Consider the following 19,817-nt stretch of genomic DNA (forward strand, 5'->3'; position numbering starts at 1 on the left):
GCCGCCCCGCCCCCCCCTCCTGGGGGCGCCCCCCCCCCCCCCGGGGGGGGGGCGCTCCCCCCCCCGGGCCCCCCCCCCCCACGCCGGCGGCCAGCTGGGCCATCGCCTCGGTGAACTCGCTCAAGCTCAGCCGAGCCCGTTGGCCGACAGCCACTCCTTGGCCACGGTGGCCGGCTCGTCCTTGTTGACGGAGATCTTCGTCATCATCTCGATCAGCGACTGCGTGCTGAGCTTGGCGGAGACCGCGTCGAGCGTGGTCTTGATGGTGTCGTTCGCGCCCGCCTTGTAGACCAGCGGGGTGACGTTCTGGGCGGGGAAGATGTTCTTCGGGTCCGCGAGCGGGACCAGCTTGTTGGCGATGATCTTGGGGTCGGTGGTGAAGACGTTGCCGACCTGGATCGTGCCGTCCTTGATGGCGTCAGCGGTGGTGGGGCCGGTGGGCTTCCACTCCTTGAACTCCAGGCCGTAGACCTCCTTGAAGCGGGCCTCCCAGCGCTTCTTGAACTCCGGCGGGCCGCCGACGACCATGGTCTTCGACACCTTGGCCAGATCCTCGATGGACTTCAGGGAGTCCTTGGTCGCCGACGCCTCGGAGACCGACAGGCTGTCCTTGTCCTCGGCGGGCGAGGAGGTGAGGATCTCCAGCGTGTCGGGCAGCTTCTCCTTCAGCGCCGTGTCCACGTCGGCGGTGGTGCCGGCCGTGGTCTTGGGGTCGATGAAGGCCAGCAGGTTGCCGTTGTACTCGGGCACGATGGTCAGGCCGCCGGCCTTGACCTGGTCGTAGACGACCTCGCGGCTGCCGATGCGCGGCTTCTCCTCGACCTGGACGCCCTTGGCCTCAAGCGCCTGGGCGTAGATGGAGCCGAGCAGGACGCTCTCGTCGAAGTCGAACGAGCCGATGATGGCCTTGCCGCCGCCGGCGGGCGCGCTGCTGGCGGCACCGCTGGGCTGGGCGCTCGTGGTGTCGAGCGGGTTGCCTCCCGAGCCGGAGGATCCGCAAGCGGCCAGCGCGAGTCCGGCCGACAGCAGCACCGCAGCGGTGCTGAAGATGCGTTTCATCAAGATTTCCCTTCTTAGCGGGGGGTTGAGTAGGAGACTAGCGAACTCTCTGACTAACCCCCGGAGAGACGCTCACCCGCTGGACGAGGGTGAACGCCAGCTGCACCACCAGAGCGAACAGCACAATCAGTACTGAACCGCCGACCACGCTCGCATACTCCTTGGTGGCGAATCCGTCGATGACGAAGCGCCCGAGCCCGCCCAGGCCCACGTACGCGGCGACGGTCGTGGTGGCCACCACCTGGATGGCCGAGAGCCGCAGACCCAGCAGGATCAGCGGCAGCGCCACCGGGACCAGCACCCGTCCGAGCACCTGCCCGCCGCGCAGACCCATCCCGTACGCGGCGTCGCGCAACTCGGGATCCACACCCCGGATGCCCTCGAACGTGTTGACCAGGATCGGCGGGATCGACAGCAGCACCAGCGGGATGATCACCGGCAGGATCGAGGCCGTGCCCAGCAGCAGCACGAACAGCACGAGCATGCCCAGCGTCGGCAGCGCCCTGGCCAGGTTGGCGGAGATCACCACGATCACCCCGCCCTTGCCCGTGTGCCCGATCAGCAGGCCGAGCGGGATCGCGATCAGCACCGCGAGCACGAGGGCCAGCACCGAGTACTCCAGGTGCTCCAGCAGCCGCATGGGGATGCCGCCGGGTCCCGTCCAGTTCTCGGGGTTGCCGAAGAAGTCCGTCAGCCAGTTCACGACGCCCTCCTCGCCCGCACCCACGGCGTCAGCAGCCGTTGCGCCAACACCAGGAGCCCGTCGGCGACCAGCGCCAGCAGCACGATGCCCACGATGCCGACGATGACCGGCGGCAGGAACGGGTTCTGGTAGGCCCGGGTGAACAGCATCCCGAGCCCGCCCTGGCCGATCAGCGCGCCGACGCTGACCAGCGAGATGCTGGAGACCGCGACGACCCGCAGGCCCGCCAGCACGACCGGGGTGGCGATCGGCAGCTCGACCTGGACCAGCCGGCGGACCGGCGTGAAGCCCATGGCCACGGCCGACTGTCGGACGTGGTCGGGCACCGCGCCCAGCCCGTCGACCACCGACGGGATCAGCACGGCCATGGCGTAGAACGTCAGCGGGATGATCACCGTGGTCTGCGACAGCCCGGTCACCGAGATCAGCAGCATGAAGATCGGCAGCGACGGCAGCGCGTAGAGGATGTTCATCAGCCCGGACGTGGGCTGGTACAGCCAGCGGAACCGCACGCACGCCAGCCCCAGCGGCAGCGACAGCACGAGTGCCGCCACGATCGGCACCAGCGACATCACCAGGTGGTCGCTGAGCAGGTTGCTGATGCTGCCGACCCGCCCGGTGTCCCAGTTGCGGGCGAACCACTCCCAGAGTGTTGGCGGACCGTCAGACATCGGCCGCCTCCGCGAGCGCCTCGTCGAGGGCCTCGCGGGTGGCCACCCCGACCACCTTCCCGTTCTCGTCCACGGCCACCGCGCAGCCCGAAGGCGACAGCAGCGCCGCGTCGAGCGCCGACCGCATGTTGTCCTTGCCGTGCAGGAACGTCCCGTACGGCTCCCGCTCCTCCGGCCGCCGGGGCGTGACCCAGGCCACGGGCCGCCGGTCCGGGGTGACGATGAGCAGCCAGGGCTCATCGGAGTCCGCGGGGAACGCGTCCTCGGCGACGGTCAGGTCGGTGCGCAGCCGTAGCCCCGCCGCGGAGATGAACTGCAGGCGCCGGATCCCCCGGTCGTGCCCCAGGAACTCGCGCACGAACTCGTCGGCGGGCTCCGACAGCAGCGTCTTGGGATCGGCCAGTTGCGCCAGCCGCCCGCCCACGCGCAGCACGGCCACGCGGTCGCCGAGCTTGATGGCCTCGTCGATGTCGTGGGTGACGAAGACGATGGCCTTGTTCAGCTCGGACTGCAGCTTGAGCAGCTCGTCCTGCAGGCTCGTCCGCACGATCGGGTCGACCGCGCTGAACGGCTCGTCCATGAGCAGCACCGGCGGGTCGGCGGCCAGCGCCCTGGCCACCCCGACGCGCTGCTGCTGACCTCCCGACAGCTGGAACGGGTAGCGCTGGGCCATCGCCGGGTCGAGCCCGACGACCTCCAGCAGCTCCATGGCCCGGTCGCGGGCCTTCTTCTTGTCCCAGCCGAGCAGGAACGGCACCGTGGCGACGTTGTCGACGATCCTCCGGTGCGGGAAGAGCCCGGCCTGCTGGATGACGTAGCCGATCCCCCGGCGCAGCGTCGGCGGGTCGATCGTCTGTACGGCGGTGCCGTCCAGCAGGATCTGTCCGTCCGACGCGTCGATCATGCGGTTGATCATCCGCAGTGAGGTGGTCTTGCCGCACCCCGACGGCCCGACGAACACGGTGATCTGGCCCGTGGGCGCCTCAAGGCTGAGGTTGTCCACGGCGACCGTTCCGTCTGGATAGCGTTTGGTGACAGAGTCGAACGTGATCACGCGTGACCTTCCGTTCGTGGCGGGACCGTAGCCCCCCTGCCACGTCCGCCGCATGATCTCTTGCGGACCTCAGACTACGGCGATGAGGGTGCTTCTGTCCCATCGGCCTGTGCTTAAACGCTTCACCGACCTGGGAGGATTCATATCAAATGACGTTCTCATAGTGCGCAACACCTGTAGGAGTTGGCATGATTGCCAGCACAAACTCCGACGCCGCACCCCTCACCCCCCAGCGTCCGTTTTCCACCAGAGGATCCGGCCCAGTGACTCAACCGCTCACCGATCAGCGCTCCCGCAACGACCTGATCGCCGAGCTCTACGACCGTCACGCCACCGGGCTGTTCGCGTACTGCGCGGACCAGCTCGGCGACCCAGCCTCCGCCGGGTACGCGCTGGTCGCCGTGCTCTCCAGCGTGCCCGCCCAAGCGCCGCCGCGCGCCGCCCTCTACGCCCTCGCCCGCCGCGAGATCCACCGGCGCGACATCGTCTACGCGCCCCCCGTCGTCGACCCGCTCGTCGACCCCGCCTCCGCCCTGGTCGAACGGACCCTGCGCGAACTCCGGCCCCACCAGCGCGAGGTCCTCCTCCTGTGCGAGGTCTGCGGCCTGACCACGACCGAACTCGCCTGGGTACTCGACGTCGCCCCCGACACCGCGGAAGAGCTGGCCATCAGCGCCGCGCACCGCTTCCGCCAGACGCTCTCCACCGCCCTGGCCTCCACGGGCGCGCGCGTCCCCGCCTCCGTCGCCGACGTCTACGGCGCCCTGTCGGTCGCGCCGCTGCGCGACATCCTGTGCCGCCTGCCGTGGCCCGCCCCTGCCGCCGTACTGCGCGTGCACGTAGCAGGATCCCGTACGGCCGGCGCCGCCCCCCTCTTCGTCAAGCCCCGCTGGCCCGCGCCACCCCGCTGGCCACAGCCGCTCGCCGAATCGGACCCCAGGACGGCGACGGGCATCTTCCCCACGGAACTCCTCACACCCCCGACGGGCCGCGCCGACCACGAGGCCACCACGGCCCCCATGCCCCGCCTCCGCGACCCCCTGACCGGCCCGCCACCGCTGCTGGGCACCTCTTCCCCCCGCGACCCCCTGACCGGCCTCCCGCCGCTGCTGGGCACCACTTCCCCCCGGGACCGATCGACCGGCTCTCCCACCCGCGACCGGTGGGGCTCTCCCAGCGGCGATGTGCTGGGCGGACCTTCCACCCGCGATCAGCCGGGCGTGTCCCCTGCCCGTGACCTGCCGGGCGGCTCGCCCACTCCCAACCCGCAGGCCGGCTCGCCCGCCCGCCCCTTCACCGCCTATCCGGTCAGCGACCCACAGGGCGAAGCCCCTGTGCGCGGCCCGTTCACCGCGGCTCCCACCCGCGATCCGTCGGCCGGGGCGCCTCCGTCCGGCGCGTTCACCTCCGGGCGTGACCCCTTCGCCCCCTTCACCGGCCCCTCCGCCGCCGGCCCCTCCGCCCAGGAAGAGGCGTCCAGCGCCGATGGGGAGGAGCCGGGCCGGCGTGCGGGCCTGCCGCCCAGGCCCAGGGTCCGGGACGGGCTGCCGCCGAGGACCGGGTTCCTGATGTCGGCTCCGGTGCCCGCGGACATACTGGACGACCCGCCCACCGACATCATGCCGCCGCTGGACCTGCCCTCCCCCGGAGACGTACTGGTCCACAGCTCCCGGCAGGACACCTCGACGCCCAGCCCCCCGGAGCCCGGCCGAAGCCCGGATGCCAGGACCACGGACGGCGGCCAGGAGGCGGGGGACACGTTCTCCGCGTTCCAGCCCTTCACCCGGACCCGCCGCCCGGCCGACGAGCCCGTCTACCGGCTCCCCATGCCCTCCGACATCCTGGCCGCCAGCGACCCCACCCTGCTGGACCAGCCCGACGAGGCCCCCGGCGTCCTGAATGCCCCTTGGGTATCCGACTCGGCCACCCCTCCTGAGCCGGCGCCTGAGTACTCCTGGGCACCAGGCGACCGCCCGACGCGGGCCGACCGCGACCCGCTGGACGGCCGCGACCCGCTGGACGGCCGCGACCCGCTGGACGGCCGTAAGGCGCCAGGACGCGACGGCCGCGTACAGGGCAGGCCCCGGCTCGCGGCATCCCGGCAGAACATGGGCGCCAAGCAGCCCACCGGTCCCCGGAAGCCGTCGCGCACCGGCCCGGCGGCCAAGAAGCAGGCGAGGAAGCGCAAGCAGCGTAAGCACCGCGACTGGGCTTGGGAGGTGGCGGGCTTCCTGATCTGCGTGCTGATCGCCATGCTGGTGTTCTTCGCAGTCCCGGTAATCGGCTCCCCCTGACCACCCCCTCTCCCGACCGGTCAGCGGCACCGCGGTGTGCCTGTCCCGATCGGGACCCCATGGCTCTGACGGCTACCTGCCCCGGAGCCCCTGCCCGCATGACCGGGCCCGGCGGGGGTGGGGTCAGGGGGTGGAGAGGATGAGGCCGCTGGTGGGGACGCCGGTACCGGCTGTGACCAGGACGTTCGACACGTCCTTGACCTGGTTGACCGAGGTTCCCCTGACCTGGCGGACGGCTTCGGCGATGCCGTTCATGCCGTGGATGTAGGCCTCACCCAGCTGGCCTCCGTGCGGGTTGACGGGGAGGCGGCCCTCCAGTTCGATGCCGCCGTCCGCGACGTACCCGGCCGCCTCGCCGCGACCGCAGAAGCCCAGTTCCTCAAGCTGCGTCAGCACGAACGGCGTGAAGTGGTCGTAGAGGATCGCGGTCTGCATGTCAGCGGGCCCCATGCCGGAAATTTCCCAGAGTTTGCGGCCGACGACGGACATCTCGGGAAGGCCGGTCATGTCGTCGCGGTAATAGCTGGTCATCATCATCTGCCCGGCGCCCGCCCCCTGCGCGGCGGCCGTGATCACCGCGGGGGAACGGCGCAGGTCCCTGGCCCGGTCCTCCGAGGTGACGACCAGCGCCACCGCGCCGTCGCTCTCCTGACAGCAGTCGAGCAGGTGCAACGGCTCCACGATCCACTTCGACGCCTGATGGTCGGCCAGCGTGATCGGTCGCCCGTGGAACCACGCCGCCGGGTTCGTGGCCGCGTGCCGCCGCATCGCGACGGCGACACGGCCGAAGTCCTCCGACGTCGCGCCGTAGACGTGCATGTACCGCCGCGCGAACATGGCCACCCAGGCCGCGGGCGTCATCAGCCCGTACGGCACGTGCCAGCTCATCTCCAGCCCCTGCGAGGAAGGCTCCCCGCCGAGCCGGGCGTCGGGCTGGCCGAAGCGGCGGCCGGATCGTTCGTTGAAGGCGCGGTAGCAGACGACGGTACGGGCCATGCCGGTCCGCACGGCCATGGCGGCATGCATCACCGTGCCACAGGCGGCGCCACCGCCATAGTGAACACGCGAGAAGAAGGTCAGGTCCCCGATCCCGACCTCGCGGGCGACGGCGATCTCCTGGTTGGTGTCCTGGGTGTAGGTCACCAGGCCGTCGACGTCCCCGGGCGAGAGCCCGGCATCGTCGAGCGCGGCGAAAACGGCCTCGGCGGCCAGTTGCAGCTCCGAGCGCCCGGAATCCTTGCTGAACTCGGTGGCACCGATCCCGGCGATGGCGGCTTTCATAAGGAAACCCTTCAGGTATTCACAACATCCCGACCCGAACGACAACCGCTCAGAGGGGGCAAGGACGGGCAGATCAGGTCAGGAACGGCCATCGACTGTGACGGTGAGCCAAGCCGAGCCGACAGCCAAGCGGGGGGGAGACGGCGAGCCGGATGGAGCGGTGGCCCAGCGGGTGAGGGCGGGAGAGGGGATTGGCCGAACGGGCAGGTGGCAGAGCGGGCGGAGGCGGGCCAGCGGGTGGAGACGGCCGGGCCGGATGGAGCGGTGGCCCAGCGGGTGAAGGCGGGAGAGGGGGTTGGCCGAACGGGCGGAGGCGGGCGAGCGGGGTGGCGGTGGGTAGATGGGGTGGTGGCCTGGCGGGCTGGCGGTTGGCGGTTGGCGGTTGGCGAGGGATGTGATCGGGGCCGGGGGGACCGCGGCGGTGGGTAAAGGGGGCCGTTGCGGTGGGGAGCACGTCCGACGTGAGAAGCGATCCCCCCGACCTGGGCCCGCCCACGTCGGCGGGTGGCGTGGGGGTGGCTTCGCCGTAACGTATAGAGCCCATGATCTTGAAGGTCCGCAGGACCGTGCTCTTAAGATCCCGCAGGGCTATGGGACGCTAAGACGGGAGCGAGAGGACCACCGATCCGGTCGCGTGGCTGCCGAGGGAGACCTTGCCGCGGACCTCGACGGTGAACTCCTCGCCCTCGCGCGCGATCACCGCCCCCGTGAACGCCAGCAGGTCCCCCGCGTAGGCCGGCACCCCGAGCTTCACGTTGATCCGGCGGATCACCGCCTCGGGGCCCGCCCAGTCGGTGACATACCGTTCGACCAGCCCCATCGTGGTCAGGATGTTGAGGAAGATGTCCTGCGAGCCCTGCGCGCGGGCGATCTCGACGTCGTGGTGGACCGGGGTGAAGTCCATGGTGGCGATCGCGGTCGAGACCACGAGGGTGGGCGTGATGCTGATGGACAGTTCTGGCAGAACCATGCCGATTTCGATCTGCTCTCCGGTCAACGTCCGCATCATGACTCCTGTGGCGTCCACATCGGAAGGATCAGTTCGTCATCCATTGCGCGAAACGTTGCCCGCACCGTCATACCGATACCCACCGCGTCCACGGGACAGTCCACTATGTTCCCCACAATCCTCACGCCTTCCGGAAGTTCCACCACCGCCACCACAAACGGGGTTTCGCGGCCGGGCACGGGCGGATTGTGGTGGACGACGTAGCTGTAGACGGTTCCCTCGCCGCGGGCGACGATGTGGCCGCGGTTCGCCGAGCGGCAGGCGGGGCAGATCGGGCCTGGTGGATGGCGTAGTTCGCCGCAGTCGGCGCAGCTTTGGACGCGCAGTTCGCCGAGTTTCACGCCGTCCCAGAAGAACTGGGTGTCCCGGTTCACGGCAGGTTTCAGCGGATACGGCTCGCGCCTTTCCTTTACCCGCGGGCGAAATTTCAGGACCCGGAAGAGCATCTCCGCCACCGGCTCGTCGAACTGGTCGTACCAGATGACATTCCAGGTGGCGAAATATCCCTCTCCAAGGGCGGTCGCCTTCGGTCCGGTAAGTCCGGAAAAGCGGGTGGCCGGAGTCAGCACGTCGCCCAGCCGGGCGTACCGGTGGTAGGTCTGCTCGCAGTTGGTCGCCACCACCCCCGTGTATCCCTGGGCGTTCAGCTCGGCCAGCATGTCGTCGACCGGCGAGCGGTCCCGTACGTCGCGCCGTACCCCGCCCATGGTCCACACCTGCGCCATGGCCGGAGGCGCCACCCCTTTGTCGAGATAAAGCGGGTTCTGGTCGCCCATGGCGTCGAGCCAGTGCCGGATCATCGGTTCGTTGACCGGATCGGCCGCGGGCAGGCCGCGCAACTCGCCCATGGCCACCTGCCTGCGCGCCATCTCGTGCAGATCGGTCATCGCGGCGGCCTCGGCAGGCTCAGGCCGAGCATGGCGATCAGCTCGCGCTGCACCTCGTTCACCCCGCCGCCGAACGTCAGCACCACGGCCCCCTTCACGCCATGGTCCAGCCGGTCGAGCAGTTCGGCCGTCTCCGGGTCGGCCGGATCCCCGAACCGCGCCAGGATGTCGCCCACGATCCGGCCGATCTCCTGCATGCGCTCCGAACCGTAGATCTTGGTGGCCGACGCGTCGGGCGCGCCCAGCCAGCCGAGGTCCATGTTGGCCGCGACCTGCCAGTTCAGCAGCTCGTTGGTGCGGAAGTAGGCGTAGACGCGACCCAGCGCGCGGCGTACGTCGGGATGCCCGTCGTTGCCCGTTCTGCGGGCCCAGGCCAGGAACCTGTCGTAGGTCTGGCCGAGGTTGCCCGCCGGGCCGAGCGTGACCCGCTCGTGGTTGAGCTGGTTGACGATGAGGTCCCAGCCTTTGTCCACTTCGCCCACGACCATGTCCACCGGTACGCGTACGTCCTGGTAGTAGGTGGCGTTCGTGTGGTGGCGGCCGTCCATGGTGACGATCGGCGTCCAGGAGAAGCCGGGGTCGTCCGTCCCGGCGATCATCATGGTGATGCCCTTGTGCTTCTTGGCCTCGGGGTTCGTCCGCGCCGCCAGCCAGACGTACTGCGCGTAGTGGGCGCCGGAGGTGAACACCTTCTGCCCGTTCACGACATAGTGGTCGCCGTCGAGCACCGCGGTCGTCCGCAGCGAGGCGAGGTCCGTGCCCGCCTCCGGCTCGCTGTAGCCGATCGCGAAGTGGCACTCCCCCGCCAGGATGCGCGGCAGGAAGAACTCCTTCTGCGCGGGCGTGCCGTACTGCATCAGCGTCGGCCCGACCGTCTGCACCGTGATGATCGGGTACGGCACCGCCGCCCGCGCGATCTCGTTGGCGAAGATCTGCTGTTCGAGTGGCCCGAAGCCGGCGCCGCCGTACTCCTTGGGCCAGCCGAGCCCCAGCTTGCCGTCACGTCCGAGGCGGCGGCAGTGTTCCATGTACGCCTCGCCGAACGGGTCCTCGGCGATCTTCTTGCGGTCGTCGCCGGTGAGGCAGGCGCGGAAGTACTCGCGCAGTTCCTCCCGCAGCCGCTTCTGCTCGGTGGTGAGGTCGATCAGCATCAGGCGAGCGCTCCGATCAGGTCGAGCTGGGCGTCGGCGCCGCCGAGCAGGTGGGACAGGTGCTTGGCGTGCGCGAAGCTCTTGTGCAGGGGGTAGGTCACGTCCAGGCCGAGGCCGCCGTGCAGGTGCTGGCAGGTGAACAGCGCGCGGAAGGCCTCGCTCACGTGGTACGCGGCCACCGCGACGTCCCTGGCCTCCAAGCCCCAGACGGCCGACCACATCGCCACGTCCAGCGCCCGCGAGGCCACGTAGACGTCGGCGATCTGCATCGTCACCGCCTGGAACTCCGCCAGCGCGCGGCCGAACTGCTTCCTGGTCTTGATGTACTCGGTGGTCAGCTCCAGCGCGCCCGCCAGGACGCCGCTCGCCTGCGCGGCGACCGCGGCCGTGTAGATCAGGCGGACACCGTCGGCGTCGTCGGCGACCTTCTCCGCCGGGGTCCGGTCGAAGACGAGCGTGGCCAGCGGCTCACCGGTCGAGGCGAACTCCGGCACCACCTGGCCGGGACGGGCCAGGAACAGTCCCTCCGCCGCCGAGACCAGCGCCACGTCCGCCACCGCCCCGTACGGCACCGCGCACTTGCGGCCGGTCAGCGTCCAGCCGCCGGAGTAGTGGGCCCGCGTCTGCGGCGGGTCGGCCAGTGCCCTGCCCGCCTCCTTCAGCGCGACCGTGCTCACCCTGGCCTGGCCGAGGCGGGCCTGCTGCTCGCGCGAGCCGTACCGGCTGATCGCCAGTGAGCTGACCAGGACGGGCAGGGCCGGCAGCTCGCGCGCGCCCACCTCGCGCAGCACGACGGCCATCTCGACGCCGCCGAGGCCCGCGCCGCCCACGTCCTCCGGCAGGCAGACGCCGAGCAGGCCGGCCTCCCTGAGCTGGTCCTCGCCGGCCTGCTTGGCGAGCAGGTCCGCGGCAAGCCGGCGCAGGTCCTGCTGCGTTTCGTCCAATGCGAAATCCACTAGTTCTCCAATAAGTGCTGCCGCCCGTACCGGGCGAACTCGGTCTCGATCTTCACGACGTCGTCGCCGGTCAGCGGCCGGTAGCCGGTCGCCGTCCGGAGGTACACGGGGTCGGTGGCGCCGTGCCAGGCCTGGCGGGCGAGGACGCGCTTGAGCACCTTGTGGGAGGGGGTCTGCGGTAGCTCCCGGCAGATCCGGATATATCGCGGTACGGCCTTCGCCCCGAGGTCGGCCCGCGCGCCCAGGAACTCCGCGAAGTCCGCCACCTCGAACCGCTCGTCCGGCACCAGGGCCAGCATCACCTGGTCCCCGGCGGCCGCGTCGGGAACCGGGTAGACGGCCGCCTCCACGATCCCCGGCGCCTCGCGGACCACCGCCTCGATGGGGGCGACGGCGAGGTTCTCCCCGTCCACGCGCAGGCGTTCGGTGCCCCGGCCGGCGAAGAAGACGTACCCCTCCTTGTCGGCATACGCCAGGTCACCCGACCAGAAGGCGCCTTCCCTGATCCGCTCGGCGTCGGCCTCCGGGTCGTTGTAGTAGCCGTCGAACAGCCCGAGCCCCTGGACGTTGACCAGTTCCCCGACGGCCTCCTCCGCGTTCAGGAGACGGCCGCCCTCGACGATCGCGGGCGGGCAGCGCTCGCCGGTCGCCGGGTCGCGGATCTCGACGCCGTCGGGCAGGCGGCCCAGGCAGCCGGGCGGCCCCGACGGATCCGGCGTGATCGAGACCGCGGTCTCCGTGGACCCGAACGCGTCGATGACGAAGCACCCGAACCGCTCCCCGAACCGGCGGGTCGCTGTGGCACTGCCCTCGTTCCCGAAGGCGAGCTTGAGCGGGTTGTCGGCGTCGTCGGGGCGCTCCGGGGTGGCCAGGACGTAGGAGAGGGCCTTGCCGACATAGTGCAGATACGTGCAGCCATATTTCCGGACATCGGGAAGAACGCCGGAGGCCGAGAAGCGCTTCCTGAGCACCAGCGCGGCCCCCGAGGCCACGGCAGGCGCATACGCCGCCATGATCGCGCCGGAGTGGAAGAGGGGCATCGAGCAGTAGACGACGTCGTCCCGGGTGAGCATGCGGGCCAGCGACAGGCCGGGGACGGCGAGTTTGCGCTGGGTGATCCGTACCGCTCTGGGACGGCCTGACGAGGTGCCGGAGGTGAAGACGAGCATGACCAGGTCGCCGGGGGGCGCGGGCTCGCGATCGTGGGTCGCCTGGAGTTCGTCCAAGGAGATCCGCCGGATGCCCAGGTCCTCGGAGATCGCTCGCGCGGCTTCGGCGTGGACGCCGTCGTACACGATGAGCTCGACGTCGGCGGCCCGCGCGTCACGAACCAGCTCGACCGGCGAGCGCGTGGGGTTGAGCGCGACCACCACCGGCCCGCCCAGCGCCGCCGCGCCCACCAGGAAGACCATTTCCGGCACGTTGTCCAGCAATACGCCTACATGACCGGCCCCGCGCAACCACCCCGCATAGGTACGGCAGAGCGCGACCTGCTCCCGCCACGACCAGACCCGGTCGGCGTAGTGCAGCGACGGCCGGTCGTCGTCGGCGCGGGCCGCGAGCAGGGCGGCGAACGTGTCCGCGGTCATCCGGCCTCCACCAAGCGCTCGGTCACCAACTGCCCGCAAAACTAGAACAGATTCTAATATCTGTCCAGCGACCGTTCCCGCCCAGGAAACACGACTTTTCCTCATAACCGGATGGACATGCGGCTATGCCCCTTCTTTGTGACTCGCGAGTAACAAGCCGAGTTACGGAGAAATCAGATAACGTGTTCTTATGCGCACCCCGCCTGCGACTGTCGCAGCGCCACCTCCCGACCCCGAGGCCCCTCTTCCGAGCGCCGGTGGGTCCGGCGTGCGCACCCGCAGCCAGCACCAGCGCCGCAAGCGCATCGTCCAGGCCGCCGCCGCCCTCGCCTCCCGAGGCGGTGTCGAGGCCATGCAGATGCGCACGGTGGCGGAACGCGCCGGTGTGGCGCTGGGGACCCTGTACCGATATTTCCCCTCGAAGATGGACCTCGTCGTGGCGGTCGTGGGCGAGGAGATCGACCTGCTGGAAAACAGCATCGAACGCCGCCCGCCCAGCGCCGGCACCCCCGCGGGCCGCGCGGTCGACGTCCTGATGCGCGCCACCCGCGGCCTCATGCGCGAGCCCGAACTGGCCGACGCGCTGATCCGGTCGCTGATCATGGCCGAGGTGGAGACGCCGTTCGGCGACCGGATGACCGGCCTGATCCTGAGAGTGTCGGCCGGCGGGCTGACCCGCGACGAGGCGAGCGAGGAGCAACTGGCGCTGGCGGGGTCGCTGTCCAGCGTGTGGGTGCACGAACTCCTCGAAATGCTGCGCGGCCGCCGCACGTACGACCAAATCCAACGCCGCATCGAAATCGCCGCCGCCCGGCTGGTGTCCGACCTCTAACCGGATGCTCCGCGCGGTCGCCAAGGGCGCTTTTCCGTTACGGCAAGCCACCCCACCGCCACCCGCCGTCGTGGGCGGGCGCCGATCGTGGGGATCGCTTCTCACGTCGGACGTGGTCCCCACCGCAACGGCCCCCCTTGACCGGCCACCATGCCTGGCCCGGCCAAGAGCGTGGGCTGACCCGGCCAAGGGGCGTGGGCAGGGCGTGGGCACGGCGTGGGCGGGTTGCTGGGAGTGCTCGGAAGCCCGGTGGGGTGTCCTCGTGGGCGGGAGGCTACCGACCGGGCGGTAGGGTGGGTTGGTGATCCAGAGTGACACCAAGGGACGGATCCTGGCGGCAGCCCTGGAGCTGTTCACCGCACGCGGCTACCGGACCACCTCCATGCGCGAGGTCGCCGAACAGGTCGGGCTGACAAAGCCCACCCTCTACCACTATTTCCGCTCCAAGTCGGAGATCATCCAGCAGCTCCTGGATCCCTTCCTCGACAACCTCGACGCCGCCCTCGAACACCCGGAGACCTTCCTGGAACGATGCGTGGACACGATGGTCGGCCATCGCCGCGTGCTCACGCTGCTCCTGCGCGACACCACCGTCTACTCCGAGGAAGAACACCTGGCCACCCGCGTCGTCACCTGGATGGACCGGGCCAACGCCCTCCTGGCGGGCCCCGCCCCGACCCGCCGCCGCACCGTCCGCGCGGCCCAGGCCCTCGCCGCCGTCGCCGACCCGATGGTTCTGTCGCTGCCGATCCCCGACGCCGAACTCCGCTCCGAACTCCTCCGCGGCGCCCAGCTCCTCCTGGCCGACAGCGGCTGACCGGACATGGCCGGCCACCGGCGAAGCCCACCCCGCCGGACCGCCTGCCCACGACCCGCCGACGACGGGTAACGCGTACCTGCGAGACTGGCGGGATGATGATGCGGGCGGTCACGCAGGACGTGCTCGGTGGTCCGGACGTGCTCAGGGTGGCCGAGGTCGCCAGGCCGGAGCCGGGGCCGACCGAGGTGCTGGTGCGGGTGCGGGCGGCAGGTGTGAACCCCACCGACTGGAAGCATCGCGCCAACGGCGGGCTGATCGGCGCCCCGCCCTTCACGCTGGGCTGGGATGTCTCGGGTGTGGTTGAGGCGGTTGGGCCGGGGACCACGCTGTACCAGCCGGGCGACGAGGTGTTCGGCATGCTCCGGTACCCGCAGGCGCACGGCGCCTACGCCGAGTACGTGACCGCGCCGGCCCGAACCTTCGCCCGCAAACCCGCCGAGATCGATCACGTGCAGGCAGGCGCGCTGCCCCTCGCGGCGCTCACGGCATGGCAGGCGCTGGTGGACACCGCGGGCGTGCGGGGCGGACAGCGGGTGCTCGTGCACGCCGCGGCGGGCGGGGTGGGACATCTCGCCGTGCAGATCGCCAAGGCGCGCGGCGCCTTCGTCATCGGTACGGCCAGCGCCGCCAAGCACGACTTCCTCCGCCGCCTGGGAGCCGACGAACTCATCGACTACCGGAGCACCGACTTCGCCAACGTGGTCCGGGACGTGGACATGGTCCTCGACACCATGGGCGGCGACTACGGCGCCCGTTCCCTGCGCACGCTGCGCGAGGGCGGCACGATCGTCTCCTTGGTCCTGTCCAAGCTCGACCCCGCCCTCGCCGAAGAGGCGTCGGCACGCGGCATCCGAACCGCCGCGATGCTGGTCGAACCGGACCTCGCCGCCATGAAGGCCATCGCCGCCCTGGCCACGGCCGGCCGCCTACGCGCCGAAATCGCCGCCGTCCTCCCGCTGGAGGAAGCTGCCAAGGCCCACGAACTCGGCGAGACCGGCCGCACCACCGGCAAGATCGTCCTCACCCCGTGACCTCTCAGAGGGTGTGGAACCCACAGAAAGGGCGCGTGCAGGGCAGGGCCCCTCGTTCCTGCCGCTGCACGCGCCAGAGGGGCGAGCCCGAGCCCGGACCCGCCCCGTCCTGAGGCCGCGGATCGAAAACCTGGAAAAGGCTCGCCATCCGGTGCGGCCACAGGGTTAGACCCCGGGCATGTTCACAGCTCATCGCCGCGCGGACAGGTTTTTGTCACACGCATCGGCTAAACAGGGAACATGACAGTCAGCGATGACTTCGCCCAGCTTGCCGACCCCTTGCGGCGGGAGCTGCTCGCGCACTGCTATCGCATGCTCGGCTCGGTTCACGATGCCGAGGACACCGTCCAGGAGACCTACGTTCGGGCCTGGCGGGCCTACGACAAGTTCGAGGGCCGCTCCTCCGTACGCACCTGGCTCTACAAGATCGCCACGACGCGCTGCCTGACCGCGCTCGACAAGCAGGGCAGGCGGCCGATGCCCACCGGGCTCGGGGCGCCGAGCGCCAGGGGTGACGGGCCGCTGGGCGAGATGATGGAGCTGGAGTGGCTCGAACCCGTCCCTGACGAGGCGGTCGGGGCGGACGGGCGGGATCCGGCGACCGTGGTCACCTCGCGGGAGAGCATACGGCTGGCCCTCGTGGCGGCTCTGCAGTACTTGCCGGCCCGGCAGCGGGCGGTGCTCATCCTGCGCGACGTGCTCCAGTGGCGGGCGGCCGAGGTGGCCGATCTGCTCGACACCTCCACCGCCGCGGTCAACAGCAGCCTGCAGCGCGCGCGGGCGCAGCTGGCCGAGGTCTCCCCGGCCGAGGACCAGATGGGCGAGCCTGACGAGCGGGAGCAACGCGAACTGCTCGACCGCTACATGCAGGCCTTCGAGAGTTACGACGTGGACGCGATCGTCAAGCTGTTCACCGAGGACGCGGTCTTCGAGATGCCGCCGTTCCCCGGGTGGTACCAGGGCGCGGAGAACATCGGGCGGCTCATCGCCACCCACTGCCCGGCCAAGCGGCCCGGCGACCTCAAGCTGGTGCCCTGCCACGCCAACGGGCAGCCGGCGTTCGGCATGTACCTGCTGGGCGAGGACGGGCTCTACCACGCCTTCGGCCTTCCGGTACTCACGCTGTCGGCGGCCGGGGTCACCCACGTGTGCCAGTTCTTCGACCTCAAACTCTTCGACACCTTCGGCCTCCCCACCACCCTGCCCGCCTGACCCCACCGGTTGCGCGCCGGGGATGCCGGACGGCCGGTCGAGGAGGTGGTCGCTGGGCCGGGTGCATTGCGGGTCGAAACTAGAACGCGTTACATTCGCTTCCAGAGCATCGTTCTGGAGGCGCTGTGGGCACACCCGTGATCGTAGAAGCCGTAAGGACTCCCATCGGCAAGCGCAACGGCTGGCTGGCCGAGCTCAAGCCGCAACAAGTTCTAGCCGCAGCGCTGACCGGCCTCGTCGAACGGTCGGGCATCGACCCGGCCACCGTCGAGCAGGTCTTCGCCGGTTGTGTCACCCAGGCGGGCGAGCAGGGCGGACATGTGGGCCGCTACTCCTGGCTCTACGCGGGGCTGCCGCACCAGACCGGCGTGACCACGATCGACGCGCAGTGCGGGTCGTCGCAGCAGGCGGTGCACCTGGTGGCGGCGTTGATCCAGGCGGGCGTCATCGAGGTGGGCGTGGCGTGCGGGGTCGAGGTGATGAGCCGGGCGCCGCTGGGCAGCAACGTCCAGCCGGCGCGGCCGCGTCCCGACGACTGGTCGATCGATCTGCCCGATCAGTTCACCGCGGCCGAGCGGATCGCCGCCCGGCGGAGCCTGACCCGGGAACGGCTCGACTGGTTCGGCGCCCGGTCTCAGCAGCTCGCGGCCAAGGCGTGGGCCGACGGCCGGTTCGACAGGGAGATCGTGCCCGTCCACGGCGTCACCAAGGACCAGGGCTTACGCGAGACCACCACCGACGGCCTGGCCAAGCTGAAGCCGGTCGTGCCGGGCGCCCTGCACACCGCGGGCACGTCGTCACAGATCTCCGACGGGGCCGCCGCCGTCCTGCTGATGAGCGAGAAGGCCGCTCAGAGGTACGGCCTGCGTCCCCGCGCCAGAATCCTGGCCCAGACGCTCGTCGGGGCGGAGCCGTACTATCACCTGGATGGGCCGGTGGACGCCACGGCGAGGGTGCTGGCCAGGACGGGGATGGCGATGAGCGACATCGAGAGGTTCGAGGTGAACGAGGCGTTCGCCGCGGTCGTCCTGTCCTGGGCGAGCGTGCACGAGCCCGACTTCGACCGGGTCAACGTCAACGGCGGCGCCATCGCGCTGGGCCATCCGGTGGGTGCGACCGGCGCCCGGCTGATCACCACTGCTTTGCACGAACTCGAACGCTCCGACTCGGCCACCGCCCTGGTCAGCATGTGCGCCGGAGGCGCCCTGGCCACGGCCACCGTCCTCGAGCGCCTCACGTGACACCCCAACCCGACGGCCAACCTCCCGAAAAGCCCAGACCCGACAACCCACCTCCGGCAACCACCTCACACAACAACCAGCCGAGCGGGACCAAGCGACGCGGGGAGCAAGGTCCGGCAACCACGCGGCAGGACGGGGCGCCTCGTGTCACGACGCAACGCGATGACCGACCGCGCGGGAACTCACGGCGCGAGGCACCACCCCCGGTAGCCGCGCAGCACGACGAGCAGCCTCATGTCACGACGCAAGGCGATGGCCGACCGAGCGGGAAGACACAGCGGACACAGCAGGCACAGCGGGCGCGGGGGAAGACGCGGCGGCAGCCGTACAGCAGTCAGAAGCCGCGGGATCTGGGTGGCGGGGTGTGGAGTGTGCCGGTGCCGATTCCCGGGAATCCGCTCGGCTACACACTGGTCTACGCGATCGAGTCGCCGCGTGGGCCGGTGCTCATCGACGCGGGGTGGAATCATCCGGACGCCTGGGAGGCGCTGAGCGGCGGGTTCGCGGCGCTGGGGATCGACGTGGCCGAGGTGTACGGGGTCGTCGTGACGCACTTCCATCCTGATCATGCGGGGCTGGCGGGGCAGGTGCGGGAGGTGTCGGGGGCGTGGATCGCGATGCACGAGGCGGACGCGGCCATCGTCACGCTGATACGGGGGCTGGCCGACGACGAGCACCGGGATTTCCAGGCCGAGATGCTGAGGCGGGCCGGTGCCGAGGGGCTGGATGTGAGTGTGCCGGTGGCCGAGCGGCCGGTGGCGCCCGCGCAGCCGGACCGGACCTTGCGCGACGGGGAGGTCGTGGACGTGCCGGGGCGGGAGTTGCGGGCCATTCACACTCCGGGGCACACGCCTGGGCATCTGTGCTTGCGGCTGGGGGACCGGCTGTTCACGGGCGACCACGTGCTGCCGGACATCACCCCGCATGTCGGTATTTATCCCTATGACCGCGTCGATGTAGACCCGCTCGGCGATTTCTTGAAATCTCTGGAGAAGGTGGCCGAGCAGGGGCCCCTAACCGCCCTGCCCGCGCATGAGTGGATATTTCCGGATGTGGCGGCACGCGCCGTCCAGATCCGCCACCATCACGAGGAGAGACTCCACACGCTCGCCACACTGCTGACCAGCACCGGCGAGCCGCTGACCATCTGGGAGATCGCCGCGATGATGACCTGGAACCGAGCATGGGATGATCTGTCCCCTATGCTCCGAGGACTGGCGGCCGGAGAAGCCGCCGCCCACCTTCGCACCCTGGAGGCACGTGGCGAGATCCGCCGCGTGTCCGGGGTCGATCCCGTACGCTTCCAGGCTCTAGACTCGTAGACATCCGATGTCTAGGGAGAGAAGCGTGGCGGTCACCGACGCTGCGATCGACAAGATCAAGCAGATGATCCTCTCGGGCGAGCTAGCCCCCGGCGACCGGCTCCCCAAAGAGGCCGATCTCGCCGAACGGCTGGGCCTGTCCCGCAACTCGCTGCGCGAGGCCGTACGCGCGCTGGCGCTCATCAACGTCCTGGACGTACGGCAGGGCGACGGCACCTACGTCACCAGCCTGGAGCCCCGGCTCCTGCTGGACACCATGTCGTTCGTGCTCGACCTGCACCGCGACGACACCGTCATCCAGTTCTTCGAGGTACGCCGCATCCTGGAACCCGCCGCCACAGCCATGGCCGCGGTCCAGATGAGCGACGCCGACATCGAGGAACTGGGCGAGGTACTCCGCTCGCTGCCCAAGGACCCCACGATCGAGGAGCTGGTCGACAACGACCTGAAATTCCACCAGCGCATCGCCCGCGGTTCCGGCAACAACGTGTTGTGCTCGTTCATCGAGAGCCTGGCCGGTCCGACCCACCGCGCGCGCATCTGGCGCGGCCTCACCCAGGAGGGGGCGCTGGAGAAGACGATGGAGCAGCACACTGCCATCTACGACGCCATCGCCGCCCGCCAGCCGGATGTGGCACGTTCCTGGGCCACGGTCCACGTGGCCGGTGTCGAGGCGTGGCTGCGCAAGGCGCTCGACTGAAGGAT

At 70.2% G+C, this 19,817-nt stretch carries 18 protein-coding genes; 8 read left to right on the forward strand and 10 right to left on the reverse strand.

The features are described from left to right. Nucleotides 1–126: 126 nt before the first annotated feature. Genes ACFWYW_RS18965 through ACFWYW_RS18980 form a run of 4 tightly spaced genes read right to left on the reverse strand, consistent with a single transcriptional unit; the run spans nucleotide 127 to nucleotide 3,487 of the window. Nucleotides 127–1,059, reverse strand: coding sequence for an ABC transporter substrate-binding protein (locus tag ACFWYW_RS18965; RefSeq protein ID WP_379612102.1), 933 nt, complete (start codon nucleotides 1,057–1,059; stop codon nucleotides 127–129). 37 nt (nucleotides 1,060–1,096) lie between these two features. Then, complete coding sequence (locus ACFWYW_RS18970) at nucleotides 1,097–1,762, reverse strand: ABC transporter permease (RefSeq protein ID WP_379612103.1); 666 nt, start codon at nucleotides 1,760–1,762, stop codon at nucleotides 1,097–1,099. Then, on the reverse strand, nucleotides 1,759–2,433 hold the full coding sequence (locus ACFWYW_RS18975; RefSeq protein ID WP_184972667.1) for an ABC transporter permease: 675 nt from the start codon (nucleotides 2,431–2,433) through the stop codon (nucleotides 1,759–1,761). Before ACFWYW_RS18975 ends, ACFWYW_RS18970 begins: the two co-directional genes overlap by 4 nt. After that, a complete protein-coding gene (locus ACFWYW_RS18980; RefSeq protein WP_379612104.1) occupies nucleotides 2,426–3,487 on the reverse strand; it encodes an ABC transporter ATP-binding protein in 1,062 nt (353 codons plus the stop codon). The genes ACFWYW_RS18975 and ACFWYW_RS18980 overlap by 8 nt, the downstream gene beginning before the upstream one ends. A 263-nt stretch (nucleotides 3,488–3,750) precedes the next feature. On the opposite strand from ACFWYW_RS18980, the gene ACFWYW_RS18985 reads away from it, so the two are divergent. After that, entirely contained in the window at nucleotides 3,751–5,781 is a 2,031-nt protein-coding gene (locus ACFWYW_RS18985) for a hypothetical protein (protein ID WP_379612105.1), read from the forward strand. Nucleotides 5,782–5,904: 123 nt separating this feature from the next. Here ACFWYW_RS18985 and ACFWYW_RS18990 read toward each other — a convergent pair whose 3' ends face one another. The 6 genes from ACFWYW_RS18990 to ACFWYW_RS19015 all read right to left on the reverse strand — a co-directional run bounded on the left by ACFWYW_RS18990 (nucleotide 5,905) and on the right by ACFWYW_RS19015 (nucleotide 12,654). Then, nucleotides 5,905–7,062, reverse strand: coding sequence for a lipid-transfer protein (locus tag ACFWYW_RS18990; protein WP_379612106.1), 1,158 nt, complete (start codon nucleotides 7,060–7,062; stop codon nucleotides 5,905–5,907). Nucleotides 7,063–7,660: 598 nt separating this feature from the next. Further along, nucleotides 7,661–8,071: a MaoC/PaaZ C-terminal domain-containing protein gene (locus tag ACFWYW_RS18995; RefSeq protein ID WP_379612107.1), complete on the reverse strand. Its 411-nt coding sequence runs from the start codon at nucleotides 8,069–8,071 to the stop codon at nucleotides 7,661–7,663. Then, a complete protein-coding gene (locus ACFWYW_RS19000) occupies nucleotides 8,068–8,958 on the reverse strand; it encodes a bifunctional MaoC family dehydratase N-terminal/OB-fold nucleic acid binding domain-containing protein (RefSeq protein WP_379612108.1) in 891 nt (296 codons plus the stop codon). The genes ACFWYW_RS18995 and ACFWYW_RS19000 overlap by 4 nt, the downstream gene beginning before the upstream one ends. Beyond that, a complete protein-coding gene (locus tag ACFWYW_RS19005; protein WP_379612110.1) occupies nucleotides 8,955–10,109 on the reverse strand; it encodes an acyl-CoA dehydrogenase family protein in 1,155 nt (384 codons plus the stop codon). The genes ACFWYW_RS19000 and ACFWYW_RS19005 overlap by 4 nt, the downstream gene beginning before the upstream one ends. Continuing rightward, nucleotides 10,109–11,065, reverse strand: coding sequence for an acyl-CoA dehydrogenase family protein (locus ACFWYW_RS19010; protein WP_379612111.1), 957 nt, complete (start codon nucleotides 11,063–11,065; stop codon nucleotides 10,109–10,111). Before ACFWYW_RS19010 ends, ACFWYW_RS19005 begins: the two co-directional genes overlap by 1 nt. Beyond that, complete coding sequence (locus ACFWYW_RS19015) at nucleotides 11,065–12,654, reverse strand: AMP-binding protein (protein ID WP_379612113.1); 1,590 nt, start codon at nucleotides 12,652–12,654, stop codon at nucleotides 11,065–11,067. The genes ACFWYW_RS19010 and ACFWYW_RS19015 overlap by 1 nt, the downstream gene beginning before the upstream one ends. A 268-nt stretch (nucleotides 12,655–12,922) precedes the next feature. On the opposite strand from ACFWYW_RS19015, the gene ACFWYW_RS19020 reads away from it, so the two are divergent. From ACFWYW_RS19020 to ACFWYW_RS19050, 7 genes are all read left to right on the forward strand, one after another. Next, nucleotides 12,923–13,486, forward strand: coding sequence for a TetR family transcriptional regulator (locus ACFWYW_RS19020; protein WP_379612114.1), 564 nt, complete (start codon nucleotides 12,923–12,925; stop codon nucleotides 13,484–13,486). Between the two features lie 301 nt (nucleotides 13,487–13,787). Beyond that, a complete protein-coding gene (locus ACFWYW_RS19025) occupies nucleotides 13,788–14,303 on the forward strand; it encodes a TetR/AcrR family transcriptional regulator (RefSeq protein ID WP_379612115.1) in 516 nt (171 codons plus the stop codon). A gap of 101 nt (nucleotides 14,304–14,404) precedes the next feature. After that, nucleotides 14,405–15,337, forward strand: a complete 933-nt coding sequence (locus ACFWYW_RS19030) for an NADP-dependent oxidoreductase (protein ID WP_379612256.1) — start codon at nucleotides 14,405–14,407, stop codon at nucleotides 15,335–15,337. A gap of 240 nt (nucleotides 15,338–15,577) precedes the next feature. After that, nucleotides 15,578–16,549, forward strand: a complete 972-nt coding sequence (locus tag ACFWYW_RS19035) for a sigma-70 family RNA polymerase sigma factor (protein WP_379612117.1) — start codon at nucleotides 15,578–15,580, stop codon at nucleotides 16,547–16,549. A 125-nt stretch (nucleotides 16,550–16,674) separates the two neighbouring features. After that, entirely contained in the window at nucleotides 16,675–17,790 is a 1,116-nt protein-coding gene (locus tag ACFWYW_RS19040; RefSeq protein ID WP_379612118.1) for a steroid 3-ketoacyl-CoA thiolase, read from the forward strand. A gap of 377 nt (nucleotides 17,791–18,167) precedes the next feature. Further along, complete coding sequence (locus ACFWYW_RS19045) at nucleotides 18,168–19,112, forward strand: MBL fold metallo-hydrolase (protein ID WP_379612119.1); 945 nt, start codon at nucleotides 18,168–18,170, stop codon at nucleotides 19,110–19,112. Between the two features lie 25 nt (nucleotides 19,113–19,137). Continuing rightward, the gene (locus tag ACFWYW_RS19050) at nucleotides 19,138–19,812 is read left to right on the forward strand and encodes a FadR/GntR family transcriptional regulator (RefSeq protein WP_379612120.1); all 675 of its coding nucleotides are present in this window, start codon (nucleotides 19,138–19,140) and stop codon (nucleotides 19,810–19,812) included. Nucleotides 19,813–19,817: the final 5 nt, after the last annotated feature.

It is taken from the genome of Nonomuraea sp. NPDC059023, assembly GCF_042740095.1.
Lineage (GTDB): Bacteria > Actinomycetota > Actinomycetes > Streptosporangiales > Streptosporangiaceae > Nonomuraea.